Source organism: Pseudoalteromonas sp. J010, from assembly GCF_003934235.1.
Classification (GTDB): domain Bacteria; phylum Pseudomonadota; class Gammaproteobacteria; order Enterobacterales; family Alteromonadaceae; genus Pseudoalteromonas; species Pseudoalteromonas peptidolytica.
In genome coordinates this window covers 107330-120495 of record NZ_RDBW01000007.1, presented here as the reverse complement: position 1 = coordinate 120495, position 13166 = coordinate 107330, and the positions used below count along the sequence as shown (strand labels likewise).

16 protein-coding genes and 1 tRNA gene are annotated in these 13166 nt (G+C 43.3%); 3 read left to right on the top strand and 14 right to left on the bottom strand.

Annotated features, from left to right (window positions below; translation table 11 throughout):
• Nucleotides 1-106: 106 nt before the first annotated feature.
• The 3 genes from EAG18_RS05415 to nudE form a co-directional block, all read right to left on the bottom strand.
• Nucleotides 107-183, bottom strand: a tRNA-Met gene (locus EAG18_RS05415).
• 237 nt (nt 184-420) lie between these two features.
• Nucleotides 421-1224: a 3'(2'),5'-bisphosphate nucleotidase CysQ gene (gene cysQ / locus EAG18_RS05410; RefSeq protein WP_125251378.1), complete on the bottom strand. Its 804-nt coding sequence runs from the start codon at nt 1222-1224 to the stop codon at nt 421-423.
• A 1-nt stretch (nt 1225) separates the two neighbouring features.
• Complete coding sequence (nudE, locus tag EAG18_RS05405; protein ID WP_125251377.1) at nt 1226-1789, bottom strand: ADP compounds hydrolase NudE; 564 nt, start codon at nt 1787-1789, stop codon at nt 1226-1228.
• A 61-nt stretch (nt 1790-1850) separates the two neighbouring features.
• On the opposite strand from nudE, the gene yrfG reads away from it, so the two are divergent.
• The gene (gene yrfG, locus EAG18_RS05400) at nt 1851-2507 is read left to right on the top strand and encodes a GMP/IMP nucleotidase (protein ID WP_185745556.1); all 657 of its coding nucleotides are present in this window, start codon (nt 1851-1853) and stop codon (nt 2505-2507) included.
• Here yrfG and EAG18_RS05395 read toward each other — a convergent pair.
• A complete protein-coding gene (locus EAG18_RS05395; RefSeq protein ID WP_125251375.1) occupies nt 2504-3124 on the bottom strand; it encodes a dUTP diphosphatase in 621 nt (206 codons plus the stop codon). The two genes, yrfG and EAG18_RS05395, sit on opposite strands and share 4 nt — an antisense overlap.
• Before the next feature lie 113 nt (nt 3125-3237).
• Between EAG18_RS05395 and EAG18_RS05390 the strand changes: the two genes are divergently transcribed.
• Nucleotides 3238-3864 carry a peroxiredoxin-like family protein gene (locus EAG18_RS05390; protein WP_125251374.1) on the top strand — a complete coding sequence of 209 codons (627 nt, stop codon included), beginning with the start codon at nt 3238-3240 and terminating at the stop codon, nt 3862-3864.
• A gap of 51 nt (nt 3865-3915) precedes the next feature.
• On the opposite strand, the gene EAG18_RS05385 is transcribed toward EAG18_RS05390, so the two are convergent.
• From EAG18_RS05385 to tesB, 8 genes are all read right to left on the bottom strand, one after another.
• Nucleotides 3916-6249 carry a fatty acid cis/trans isomerase gene (locus tag EAG18_RS05385; protein ID WP_125251373.1) on the bottom strand — a complete coding sequence of 778 codons (2334 nt, stop codon included), beginning with the start codon at nt 6247-6249 and terminating at the stop codon, nt 3916-3918.
• A complete protein-coding gene (locus tag EAG18_RS05380; protein WP_125251372.1) occupies nt 6250-6618 on the bottom strand; it encodes a hypothetical protein in 369 nt (122 codons plus the stop codon).
• Between the two features lie 84 nt (nt 6619-6702).
• Complete coding sequence (locus tag EAG18_RS05375; RefSeq protein ID WP_125251371.1) at nt 6703-7368, bottom strand: SDR family oxidoreductase; 666 nt, start codon at nt 7366-7368, stop codon at nt 6703-6705.
• Between the two features lie 132 nt (nt 7369-7500).
• Nucleotides 7501-8301, bottom strand: coding sequence for a VOC family protein (locus EAG18_RS05370; protein ID WP_125251370.1), 801 nt, complete (start codon nt 8299-8301; stop codon nt 7501-7503).
• 85 nt (nt 8302-8386) lie between these two features.
• Nucleotides 8387-9046, bottom strand: a complete 660-nt coding sequence (locus tag EAG18_RS05365; RefSeq protein ID WP_125251369.1) for a DUF799 domain-containing protein — start codon at nt 9044-9046, stop codon at nt 8387-8389.
• A gap of 1 nt (nt 9047) precedes the next feature.
• Nucleotides 9048-9392 (bottom strand): DUF4810 domain-containing protein, encoded by a 345-nt coding sequence (locus EAG18_RS05360; RefSeq protein WP_125251368.1) that lies wholly within the window; start codon nt 9390-9392, stop codon nt 9048-9050.
• 34 nt (nt 9393-9426) lie between these two features.
• Nucleotides 9427-10095 carry a CsgG/HfaB family protein gene (locus EAG18_RS05355; RefSeq protein ID WP_125251367.1) on the bottom strand — a complete coding sequence of 223 codons (669 nt, stop codon included), beginning with the start codon at nt 10093-10095 and terminating at the stop codon, nt 9427-9429.
• Nucleotides 10096-10442: 347 nt separating this feature from the next.
• Nucleotides 10443-11300 carry an acyl-CoA thioesterase II gene (gene tesB / locus EAG18_RS05350; RefSeq protein WP_125251366.1) on the bottom strand — a complete coding sequence of 286 codons (858 nt, stop codon included), beginning with the start codon at nt 11298-11300 and terminating at the stop codon, nt 10443-10445.
• Between the two features lie 125 nt (nt 11301-11425).
• Between tesB and EAG18_RS05345 the strand changes: the two genes are divergently transcribed.
• Nucleotides 11426-11887, top strand: coding sequence for an EVE domain-containing protein (locus tag EAG18_RS05345; RefSeq protein ID WP_125251365.1), 462 nt, complete (start codon nt 11426-11428; stop codon nt 11885-11887).
• On the opposite strand, the gene EAG18_RS22320 is transcribed toward EAG18_RS05345, so the two are convergent.
• Together EAG18_RS22320 and EAG18_RS05335 are read right to left on the bottom strand one after the other, a co-directional pair.
• Nucleotides 11884-12087 (bottom strand): hypothetical protein, encoded by a 204-nt coding sequence (locus tag EAG18_RS22320; RefSeq protein WP_275557236.1) that lies wholly within the window; start codon nt 12085-12087, stop codon nt 11884-11886. The genes EAG18_RS05345 and EAG18_RS22320 overlap by 4 nt on opposite strands.
• Nucleotides 12066-13145 carry an ion channel gene (locus EAG18_RS05335; RefSeq protein WP_125251364.1) on the bottom strand — a complete coding sequence of 360 codons (1080 nt, stop codon included), beginning with the start codon at nt 13143-13145 and terminating at the stop codon, nt 12066-12068. Before EAG18_RS05335 ends, EAG18_RS22320 begins: the two co-directional genes overlap by 22 nt.
• Nucleotides 13146-13166 lie beyond the last annotated feature (21 nt).

Below are 13166 nucleotides of genomic sequence, written 5' to 3'. Positions count from 1 at the left end.
GGTTTAGCGAGTCCGACGAATGATTTATCATTCTGCTCTATCTCGCGCCTGAATTTGCACTTATTTTTAAGTCTTTGTACAAGAGACTAATACAGCCAAAAAATATTGGTTGCGGGAGCCGGATTTGAACCGACGACCTTCGGGTTATGAGCCCGACGAGCTACCAGGCTGCTCCATCCCGCGCCTGTATATTTTTAGAGCTTATTATCGTCGGGTACCGACGACTTTCGGCTCTTTCAGGTTTAGTGAGTCCGACGAATGATTTATCATTCTGCTCTATCTCACGCCTGTATATTCTTTAAAAGGACTTCCTTTTGAAGAGGTCGCTATAATAATGGATTAAAATTTTATTGCAAGGGATTTAGCGCATAAAAGCTTTTAAGTGCGCAAAATTCCTACAAACATGGCGCTGACACCTAACTAGTCTACGATCCTATTATGCGGACTGATCAATTTTTGCCATTGCCAATCAGGATGCCCCATCACGATAAAATCTGGGTTTTCTGTCGTTTCTCGCTGGTTATATGTAAGCGGATTGAACTCAGAGTCAGTAATGCACCCTCCCGCTTCTTCAATAATCACCTGTGATGCCCCCGTGTCCCACTCACCAGTAGGCCCGACACGCAAAAAGCAATCAGCCTTACCTTCTGCAATAATGCAGGCTTTTAACGAACACGAACCCAGCGCGACCGTATCAAACTGGCTATTTAAATACTGGCTTACGGCTTCGAGCTTTTGCCTACGACTAACCGCGAGAGTAAGGGTTTCTCTAGGTGAAACGAAAATACGCTCGCTATCACCACCATCTTTACGCTTAAAAGCTCCATTGTCTTTACTAGCATAATAGGTCACTCCTTGTGACGGCCAATAAATAACACCTAAAACGGGATGGTTATCCTCAATCAAAGCGATATTGACCGCAAAGTCTCCACTTTCAAGAATAAATTCCCCAGTTCCATCCATGGGGTCGAGTAACCAATATCGCTGCCAGTGTTGACGTTCGTGTAGAGGAGGAATGGGGGTTTCTTCTGACATGACTGGAATATCAGGCGCAATTTTAGCAAGCCCCGCCATGAGCACTTCATTGGAGGCAAGGTCTGCGGCGGTAACCGGAGTGTGATCCGACTTCTCTTTTTTACCAATATCATCTGCCTGATAAATTGACATAATAGCTTCACCAGCACGTTGTGCTAGCGTAATACAAGGCTCTAAAAACGACTGCAATTTACGCCTCCAAGTTCAAGTGTGCTTTCAGTAACAATAGTGCAGCAACACTTCTTGCTTCAGTAAAGTCCTCTTGATGTAGCAACTCCCCCAACTTGTCCAATGGCCACTTCACAACTACCAAAGGCTCAGGTTCGTCACCTTCCAACTGTTCTGGATATAGCTCACTGGCGACCAGAATGTGCATCTTAGCATTGAAGTAGCTTGGAGCTAGGGAAACGACTTTGAGATCAGAAAAAGCATTTGCGCCAAAGCCAACCTCTTCTTTTAGTTCCCGGTTTCCAGCCTCAATGGGAGTTTCACCAGGGTCAATCAAACCTTTGGGGAAACCTAACTGATAGTCGTGTGTTCCTGCACAATACTCTCTTACTAATAATAGCTCATTCTCAGCTGTTATTGGCACTATCATTACCGCACCTCGGCCACCACCACGAACTCTTTCATATTCGCGCTGCTCACCATTAGAAAATGATAAAGAAAGGGCTTCTACTGTAAATAGTTTACTTTTTGCAACGACATCGCATGCTAAAATTTCAGGTGGTGTTGGGTGCTTTTTGTGTGACATAAATTATTATTTGCTATCATGACCAATAATCTAATCATAAAGCCTTTGAAGTTAAATGCCTATGCTAAATTGGTCAAATATCGATACCGTGTTGTTAGATATGGATGGCACATTGCTGGACCTCCATTTTGATAATCATTTTTTTCTCGACGTTGTGCCTAAAGCACATGCCAAACGTCAAGGACTCACGTTAGAGGCTGCCAGAGCTGATATTCYTGCACGCTATGAAGCCGTGATGGGTCAAATTGAGTGGTATTGTCTAGATTATTGGCAAGAGCAGCTCCAACTCCCCATTATGGAACTCAAACGTGAAGTGCAACATTTAATATCCGTTCGTGATGATGTACCTGAATTCTTAGACGCACTAAGAAAAAGTGGCAAACAGCTTATTTTGTTAACCAACGCACACCCAAATAGTTTAAGTCTCAAGATTGAACGCACTCAGTTTGATCAATACCTAGACAAATTAGTGTCAACCCATGAGTACGGTGTAAGTAAAGAAAGTCAGGAGTTATGGCATCAAGTAGAGCAAGACTTAGGCTTTGATAAGTCTCGAACTTTATTTGTCGACGATAGCATTAGCGTGCTAAATGCCGCTAAAAAGTTTGGCATTGGCCACTTACTCGCGGTGGCCAATCCAGATAGTCAGCAACCAGCTCGAGAGATCAAAGAATACCTCTCAGTCTCTGACTATCGCACTTTGCTACCTATCTATTAAGCTGGGTAACGGGCTTTTAAGCCATCATACACTTGTGTTTTAAAGTCTGGATGTGCGGTGTCTAGGCTTTTTACTACTTCAACTAAGTGCTCGTTATCTTCTTTGCCATTCCATACTTTAATATATGAACCATCTTTATAACCATGGTCTTGACGGAAGAAGTTAAGGGTGTTTTTACCGACATATCCGCGGTATAGGTCATCAATAGACATCCCAATTTGCTGCATACACCCGGCAAACGCGTGCGCATCAAACTCACGCTTTGTTACTGCAGCACTTGCTAGCAACTCAAGTGTCTCCTTGAAGTCTCCCGCCTTAATTGGCTTTGCCAGCTCTTGCTCTAGCTGCGATGCAAGTTGCTCAAATGCAGTTTCACCATCAATACGCAAAGACAAGCCAAAGTGAAAAATATCAACTAACTCCAAAATTACTTGTTCTGTATCTGGCGTTTGTTTCTTCCACCATTTCCAGCCGTAATGATCTAGCATTTCTGCACACTCAACCCAAATTGCACGGTACCATTCAAACCCTTGTTCAAACCACTGTTGGTGTACTTTGGTATTCATGGCATGTTGCATTTCTAGCATTACCACAAGCTTAGTGATGTTAGCAGACATTGTGCTCTCTCTTCATGGAAATCAATTACGGACGATATCATACCGTAGTGAAAGATTTTCGCCATAACTTAGGTCTTCTGAGTCGAATTCAATTGCAAACCTCAGGAACTTTTATGCGTCAACTTATTTTCTTTTTCACCTTGGCTTTTTCAGCTTTTCTTAGCGCTGCTGAAGTCACCAATATTGCAGCAGCCCCTGAAAAAGTCAGTCCACTTCTGCCTGGCATCAATGCTCCAGCACTGCACCTTAAAGATAAATCTGGCAACACGATAGATTTAGCAGCACGTTACAAGGAAAAAATCAGTGTACTTGTGGTCTATCGTGGCGGCTGGTGCCCATATTGCTCAAGACAGCTTGCAGGGATCCAGGAAATTGAGTCGCAGTTGGTCAAGATGGGCGCCCAAATCATTGCCATTTCCCCGGACTCACCCGAGGCGCTAGCAAAAAGTACCGTAGCGTCAGCCCATTACCAACTGTTGTCTGATAATGAGATGCAGATGAGCCAAGCACTTGGGCTTGCTTATTTTTTAGATGACAATACTGCACTTGCATACCGTAATAAGCTTGGCGTAAATTTTGTCGATTTAGACGGCAAAGACAAAGTTGCTTTACCAGTGCCTGCGGTATTTGTAATTGATAAAAAAGGCTTAATTCAGTTCCAATATGCAAACCCTAATTACAAAGTACGATTGGACGAAAGCGTATTACTGGCCGCAGTAAAAGCCGCAAGCCAGCTTTAAACCTCTCAACCTCAGGTAACTATAAAAAATGGAGTCTAGGACTCCATTTTTTTAGCGATTCTCTAAACGGTTGTAATCAAATAACCCATATTCAACACCACGTGTTTGCTCGGCAATTTTGTGGATTAAGTCGCTATAGCGCCAAAATTCGGGGTGAGTTCTACGAATACCATATTGCGCTCGTAGCGCAAGGTAGTCAGGTTCACTCGTCATTTGACTAAATAATGATACAAAGTCCTCTTGCGCTGCTTTGTTTTCTAAGTACCAAATTGCTTCGGGGTAATCGCCAATAAAACCCGGGACTATTGTCGCCGTGTCTTCAGCATATGCTCTTTGGCCCTCTTCATTGAGTAAACTTGAAATATTGAAGTGCGCATTGTGGTGTAATAACGAGAACGCTTGATGTGAACCGTCACTTTGCTTAGTAATGATAAACGAAACCTGAGGTAACAGATTAATTGCTTCCACGGGCATACTGTTTAGTGCTTGTAGAGGTTTTCCGACAACACGGTAGTCGTAATCCTTATTAAGAACAGGTTCGAGCACCGTATGCAATTGCTGATATAGTTCTTGTTTGGGGTCGTCAGTTTGGTATTTTATGCCCGTTGGCGCACCTATCAGAGACTTGCGGTTAATAAACTCGCTTAAACTCAAATGTGATTTGCGATACCAGTGACGCTTAATTTCTTGACGGTGGCTAAGCGGCAACAAGTTTAAAAAGTTTTGTTCCCCCTCCAGCCTTAAGAAGTCCATATATAATCGAGTTATCAGCTGATGGCCAATGTTGCCATACACATCAAAACCCGCCACCAGCAAATAGTGAATGCGCTCAAACAGAGCATAATCGAGTACCCAAGTAGTTTTAGGTGGTTGACCGATAAATCCTTTCACAACTGTCGCACTGTCAAAATGACGGAAGATGGTTAGCGCAGCATTAGGGTTTTCTCCTTCACCGCGCCAGATTAAGTCCATATTGAGGCGCTGGCCATCAGCAAACATCGTTTCCGCAAGTGCTGTTTTGGCACGTAAATAGTCTTGTTGCTTACTTGCATATTTTGCCCAACTAGAAAGTGGCAGCGCATTACTTTGCTCCGCCGCAGGCAAGACCAAATCCTCGTCGTGTTTTAACAGCAGTTGATTAACGGCTTCATTGCTGTTTTTTTCAGGGTCAACAAATGCCACCCAAAAGTGATCATTAATAACATTCAGTGCGATTTGACCACGGCAAACAGGCCCTTTGATAAACCCTTTAACAATAAGCTCAGCTTCATCTAGCATGAACTGATAACGGGATTTAACTGGAATGTCTTTGAATACTTTGAATGGGTTTGCTGCAAGCTCGGGTTCATAGCCAGGCAGTGATTGTACTTGATAATCAGCAGCATAAAACTGCTGGTGTAAACGAGCTAGCTTAGCGTCATCGAGCGCTAATGGCATGTGTGTTTTTGACAAAATGGTGCTGCGGACTTGCATCAAACGATAATAGACTCTATCTATTTTTGGATCATCAAACGGTCTCACTGCCTTCACTAACGCAATCGGTTGCCCAGGGGGAGTGCTGGAGCGCACCAATTGAAAAAATGAACCATCATCACTTTTTGGAAAATAGATGTGTGCAAGATACCAATGCTCAAAAATATAGCGTGCTGCTAAGCGATGCTTATTGGTATCTTGATTTAAAAATTGCTCCCATTTTGCCGCTTCTTTTTGATCAACATCACTTGGTTCAGTTACTTGCTGCATTTTGCTACCATTTTTTAGCCACTGTTCAAGTGTTTTAAACTCATCATGGCTCAGAGCGGGCAGCCCGTAAGGCATACCGGCATGTGGCTGTTGCTTCGCCAGCGCAGAGAACTCATCCATGGTTGGACAGGATTGCTCCCTATCAAGAGAAAAGTCAAACTCTTTACCCAATATACCTTGCTTCGGGAAGGGGTGAGACATTTTGAGCAGCAAACTGTTATAGAGCACACTACCTGCAAGGTTGCTATAGTCAGACTGTTGGCGCTCATTCAGTACTGCTGTGAAGCCTCGTTCACGCCATTGTGTTGTAGTTTGTGCATCAAATAACAAGCGTGTTGGCGTTTGTGCTAGCAGCCGTGTGCCATCGTATACAAGCTCCTTCGAAAGCCCTCTATCGATCCCTTCGGGGGAGGATAGCTTAAGCTGGCAAGGCGCATCATAACAACCATGACACACCACACAGCGGGACTCTAAAATAGGCTTCACCGTGTGCAAATAACGTGTACCGCTTTGATGGTGCTGCTCAATCCGTGCTTGCGGCTGCTCAGGGCCAAACATGTCATCGTACTTGGAAACGCCGAGCGCCACACAACCCGATAACACGGTGAGCATCACCGCACAAAACAATACACGTTTAGACATTTACTCGTCCTCGTCATCTAAGCCTAGGTCAAATGTAGGTAACATTTCCATCGGAGGAGAAACAAATAATGCCTCACCTTCGGTGCTCAATACAGCGCTAAGTACGGGACCTCGGTTAAGCAACAGTTGCAGTTGATGGCCTGCTTCTAGCAACGCAGTGACATTCGCACTGATATTAAGAAGCTCATAGTCATCAATATGCAAGCTGATATTTTCATCTTCTTTAGGATTCTGACATAAGTGAGCAAGTAAGTTCTCACTCAAGATCACAGACACTTCGGCGTCTGGAACATTAACGTCACGATTTTCAATATTGTCATCTAACAAAAAAAGCGGTAGTGACAAGGGGGTATCTTGTTGTAATTCCATCAAAGGTTACCATCTGAGTATTTACTTTATATTAGCACAGCTAGATGGCTGATAGCTGAAAAAGAGCGCAACAAAGCGCCCCGTTTACCAAGGTAAGGTTTCACCGTTAGAGTGCCAAAAGCCTCCACTATTTTCGATGTTCAAGTGTTCAATTCTTTTAATTAAACGCTCAGCGGCGACATCAGGGGTAATATCTCCAGCAAACCCAACCATTTGTGTTTGCACAAAACCCGGATGGAACAGTCCAACCGAAATTCCCTGATTTTTTAGTTCATGAGCCATGCTCACGCTCGCAGCATTGAGTGCCGCTTTTGACATACGATAACCAATATATCCACCAGAACCATTATCAGCAATGGAACCCATTCGGCTGGTTATCATCGCAACTTTACTACCTACGCTGAAGTTCTTTAAGAGCGCATGAGTAACCCGAATTGGCCCCATCGCATTGACATGAAACTGTTGCTCAAGAGTTTTAAAATCCATATCTGCGAGCGTTTCATTGTGGAACACCCCAGCGTTGTTCACCAGCACATCTACTTGTTTTGTGCCCAGTGCCGCCAGCAGCTTTTTAACGCCATTTTCTGTAGCAACATCAATATTTTCTATTATGTTGATACCTAATGCTTCTAGCTCTTCTGAAGTATTACGAACAACAGCCGTTACCTCACAGCCTAAAGCTTGATATTGCTTACAAAACTCTAATCCAATCCCACGATTTGCACCTGTCACCAAAACATGCAATGCCATATCCTTCTCCTCATTTTATTGCTCAAAGTATTACTATTGGTGTGAGTGTACCAAACTCAAGATCAATTGAGCCTGAATTTATAAGTCACGAAAAATCGATACAATAGTCATACTAGGGTGAAAAGTCAGATTTTATGCGCAAATATCATCCGTTGCAGACTCAAGCATAGAAAAAACCGCCCCTTGTGGATCTGTAATGACACAAAACCGCCCAACTTCAGGCACATCTGTTGGTGGCACACATATTTCACCACCTAGCTTTTGCGCGTGCGCTGCTTTACTGTCACAATCTAATACAGCAAGGTATACCATCCAATGTGGCGGAATATCCTCCCCCCACTCTGCAGTCATTTCTATCATCCCTGCAACCGGGTGGTCATCGACTTTAAATAGCGTATATTCCATCTCCCCCATATCTTTGGTTTCAACTTGCCAATCAAATAACGAAGTATAAAAATCGCGACTTTTTTGACTATTTTTACTCACCAGTTCAAACCAATAAGGGGTATTAGCTTCTAGCTGACGTTGTGTGCCGATATGCCCACCTTCTTGCCATAATGCAAAAATGGCACCCCCAGGCTCTTGCAACATTACCATGCGCCCAGCACCAGCTACATCATGGGGCCCTGCCAACACTTTTGCACCTAATTCCACAGCACGAGCCACACTGTTATCGACATGGGTTACTGCAACATAAGCAAGCCAATGACTCACTGCGCCGTTTTTCTGCTGCTCAGCTGTCATCTGATACATCGCAGCTATATCATCGGCGCCTTTTTGCAGCATAGTGTAGTAACAGTCTTCACCTATCGGCTGATCTAGAATCTGCCAATCGAATAACTGGCTATAAAAAGGTTTTGCTGATTTCCAGTCACTTGAGCACAGCTCAATCCAACAAAAGTAACCGGGTCTAAATTCGCTGACAACTGACATCACAATTTCTCCAATGAAACCTAGTCAAGTGAATATAGCAGTGTTCTGGTAATAATGAAGTGCTGCTAAGTCAGATAACCAAGGGTTATTCCTTTAATTGACCGTACTTGGGCGAACGAGGGCCATACAGCAAACCATTTGTAGACCCTGCAGATAGCAAGCGCTGAGATGCCTCTTGTGATACTTCGAAGCCCATATCGAAGGTGCTTTCAATCACTTGATTCAGCACTGCACCAATTAAAGCGCCTGCTAGACTGTTATCATTATCATCGCGATCTTCACTACTAGTAGCTTGAGCGTGTCCCTGCCAGATCACTTGGCCAGTTTTTAGATCGACTAACTTTGCAGATAATGCAACCTTAGTGTCGCTATCGATCACAATATAAGAAGTTCCATAATCTTGAACTTCAATATACAAAGCTGCATCTGCAGCGAATATCTCGTGCAGCTTGCTAGGTGCTACATTATGAACGTCGTGTGCAATTGCAAGGCCATTACTTTTAAATGTCTCTTGCACTAACGATACTGGAAACACATAGTATCCCGAATCTGCCAGAGGCTGTATTACGGTTGCCATCACACTGTAAGGTGCAATAACTTCATTTGAGTTATTGATTGGCGGTAATACCAAGATGGATTTAGGATCACTTTGAATAAAAGCGCTATAGTCTTGACTTGGTGACGTTTTACAGCCATTTAGCAAAGTCAACGTAACGAATACCAACGCGCACCTGAACCATTTCATATTATTCTCCCTGTGCATTGACCATGAGAAAGTTAATATAGTGCTGAGACTCAGGAAACAGCTGCTTCTCTTGCTCAAAATAACTAAATCCCTTTGTTTGATCACCTTGAAGTAAATGCAAATATCCAAGGTGAGCATACATTCCCGGCGCAGGACTCAATTGGTTAGCTTCAGCACGTGCTATATCAGACTCTAATTCGGCGATTTGTTCATTCAGTGCCGCCATATCGCCACGAAAAAACGCGTAGACATTGCGCTCATAAGAGCCGTAATAATATTGCGGTGTTGTACTTTGACACCCTGACAATACCAATAACAACACCGCCACAAATATCGTTTTTTTCATAATCTACCTGAAAATTAGATTGCGCTAAATGGGTTTATAAAGGCTGCCAATCGCCCTGTTCAATACCATTTACTAAGTTGTTAACCGCTTCACGAATGGCCAAATCCAATACTTTACCGTTTAATGTTGAGTCATAACTGGCAGTACCACCAAACCCTATTACTTCACGATTAGACAAGCTATATTCACCAGCGCCTTGTACCGAATACACAACTTCCGAACTGTTAACATCAACAATATTCAGGTTGACTTTGGCATACGCAACTTGCGATTTACCTTTACCCAAAATGCCGAATAATTGTTTATCACCGACTTCTTTTCTACCAAACTCAGATACATCACCAGTCACCACGAAATTAGCGCCTTTGATCTTTTGTTTTGCCCCTGAAAAGCCCGCTTCTTGAGAAATTTCACTCATATTTTCTCTATCTAGCACGACAAATCGATTACTTTGTTGCAGGTGCGTAGTAAGAATCGTTTTAGCCTGAGAGCCAAGACGATCGGCGCCAGAATTAAAAACACCGTTGAGATAAGCAGAGCGATTTTGTAACTTACCAACCGCTAACTGGCTCTTCGGGCCATTGTAAGCTTGGTTGTATGTTGCCACTTTTGGGCTCTCGAGTGTTCTTGATGCTTCCGTTGCGCAACCCGCAGTCAGTCCAATAAAAGTTAGCGCAAATACAGTCACGAGTTGTTTGTTCATTATTTATCTCCTAATGAGGTTCAGGCCTTGTAAAAACAGCCCAGAATAATCTGTGCCTTGTTGCTAACTAATGTAATCAAACTTGATGCGCTTTGATGTTAATTTTTGTTTGTCAAAGGTGTACCTCACGCTACATTTGGTGAAGTCGTAACAAGGCTTACTAAGTATAGCCTTGTGCCACCTGTTTGCCTTTTGCAGCAAAGCGCATTAAACCTAGCTAGGTTTATAGAAAATAGTTATTTATATACAAGGTGTTAAAGAAAAAAGAGGAGAGTGGTGTTTAGTGCCATTAGCGGCACTAAACAAAAAAGGTATGATATTGAAGCCGATTTACACTTTTCTACAAATCAACGTTGGCGCATAACCCCTTCTTGGATAGTAGAGGCTACAAGTTCACCTTGACGATTAAAAAACTGCCCTCTGACAAGACCACGGCCATTAGAAGCACTCGGACTATCCACACTATACAAAATCCACTCATCCATTCTAAATGGACGATGAAACCACATCGCATGATCAATGGTTGCAACCTGCATATTCGGCTGCATAAACGACAGCCCGTGTGGTTGCAATGCAGTTGGCAAAAACTCAAAGTCTGACGCATACGCCAATAAATAGTTATGTATTCGACGGTCGTCGGGCATCTCACCATTGGCTTTAAACCAGACGTTCCTAACCGGTGATTGCTTTTTAGGCTGAAAAGGATTTTGGAAGTTAACTGGGCGCATATCCAAGGGCATTTCTTGCGTAAATTTGGCGCGCAACATTTCTGGAATTAAGTCTGTATGTTCCTGATAAAAATGAAGCGATGACTTTAAACTCTCCGGCTCTGGTACATCTGGCATTAAGGACTGATGAGACAAACCTGGCTCATCCCCTTGAAATGACGCAGTCATGTAAAAAATCGGCTTGCCATACTGAATAGCGCTCACTCTGCGTGTGCTAAAACTGCGCCCATCACGAATATTCTCAACATCATAAACAATCGGCTTACTCGCATCTCCTGGACGTAAGAAGTACGAATGGAGTGAATTAACATACCGACCTTCAGGCAAGGTATATTTCGCCGCAGACAATGCCTGTCCCATCACTTGACCACCAAATACTTGCGGAAAGCCCAGATCTTGACTCTGCCCACGGTAGATGCCTTGCTCGATCTCCTCGAGGCTAAGAAGATCCAATAGGTTTTGTAATACTTGACTCATGCTGCGCTCCGAACGTCTAGTAGAACTGGCAATAGTAGATATAATGACGTAATACCTTGACCAATCCAAATACATTGCTCAAATGAGTATAATACATCATAACTCAACCTATTGGACTAACCCATATGGCTTATTGGCTGTTTAAAACTGAACCTGATGCTTTCTCAATTGATGATCTCAAAAATGTACCTGAACAGCGGACTTTTTGGGAAGGGATCCGCAACTATCAGGCTCGTAATTTTTTGCGTGATGAAGTGAAGGTAGACGATTTGGTGTTTATTTATCATTCCAGTTGCAAAGTACCCGCAGTAGTTGGTATTGCCCGAGTGATAAAGGCAGCAACTCCAGATCCTCATCAATTTGATCTCAACAGTGACTACTACGACCCAAAGTCCTCTCCAGATAACCCGCGCTGGGTCGGGGTCACTTTAGCTTATGAAAGGCATTTGCGCCCTGTCACACTTCAAGCCATCAAGGCAAATCCAGCATTAACGGAAATTGCGCTAAAAAAAGCAGGTCGGCTATCTATCATGCCAGTTGTGGATGCTGAATGGCACGCCATATTAGCCATGTCAGGAGCAAGCTAACGCTTGCTCCTATTTTTATTCCACCCATGTTTAGGGACAATACTGATATAAAGCAGCAAGGCGACCCATGAAAACAATAATGTTCCGATTAGCCACCCATTTTTCTCATGACCTTTCGTGCGTTTACTTCCTGCAACCAAAGCGACAGGAAGCAAATAAGCACACACTGCACCGAAGATTAACAGCGGGGTTTCGAACATAACCCTGGCCAATTCACCTCTGATGCCAATACACGCTGTGGCGCGATATAATGTAAAATATCACCTCCACTAATGCGGTAATCCAAAGGCGGATTAAGGTCCATATTTAAGCCATTGAGATCATGCGCAACGCCCAATAAGGTCGCGTCATGATGCTGCTTGAAGTAACCAAAAATATCCTCAAAGGTTAAGCTGCCGACCTCAACGGGAATGGTCAAGCTAAATTGTGTGTCACCATGTAGTGTTGATAATAACTCTTCCTGTACTCTACTTGACCCAGGGTCTTGCATGGCACGCACCAAAATTTCGGCAGACATCGACGCTGAACATTCAACGTTGGAACAATGCTCTCTTAATAACAGTGCCTTACTATCGTCTAAAAAGTGGGCTGTGATATGTGCTTCTGGTTTTACAACTCGGCTCAGTTTTAAAGCAGTGGTAAAAGTTTGATTATCGTCGTCACCGTCAATAATGACTTTGTCGGCACGCTCAATATTAATACGGGTTAATTGCTCGTCATCAGTAAAACTTGTTAATCTGGCAAAAGCGACATCTGGATAACTTAATAATGGATGTTCCATCATTTCAGTAACTGCCAGTACTATCTTTCTTTCTTCCCGCTTGTTATCACCTAAAATGTAATCCACCATCTTTTTTGTTCTGACATCATGCCAACCAAAAATTACAATATGATTTTGCAAGTGTGCGAAATCTTTTTCCCCTGTCATGCCTCTTCTCACCCAAAACGTCACAAACTGTCCAGCTTTCCCTAACAACACACCAAATAGCGCTAGGCCAAATGGGATCTGTATTGTCGCCACAACCAAACGCCCAAAGTCTGTTGTTGCACTAAAGTCGCCATACCCAACCGTCGAGGTCGTCACGACGTAATAATAAAAAAATGTACTTAGTGGCAATAACGCCGTTTCATTACTGAGCCATAATAGCCCCCATGTCACCGACATGTGAATAAGCGTTGCCATAAACAGCAGCTGCCAACTTGCTTTATCGACATGAGCTCGCATCAAAACAACTAAGCGCTTAAAAAATATAGGCATATTACTTCCCTATCATATACA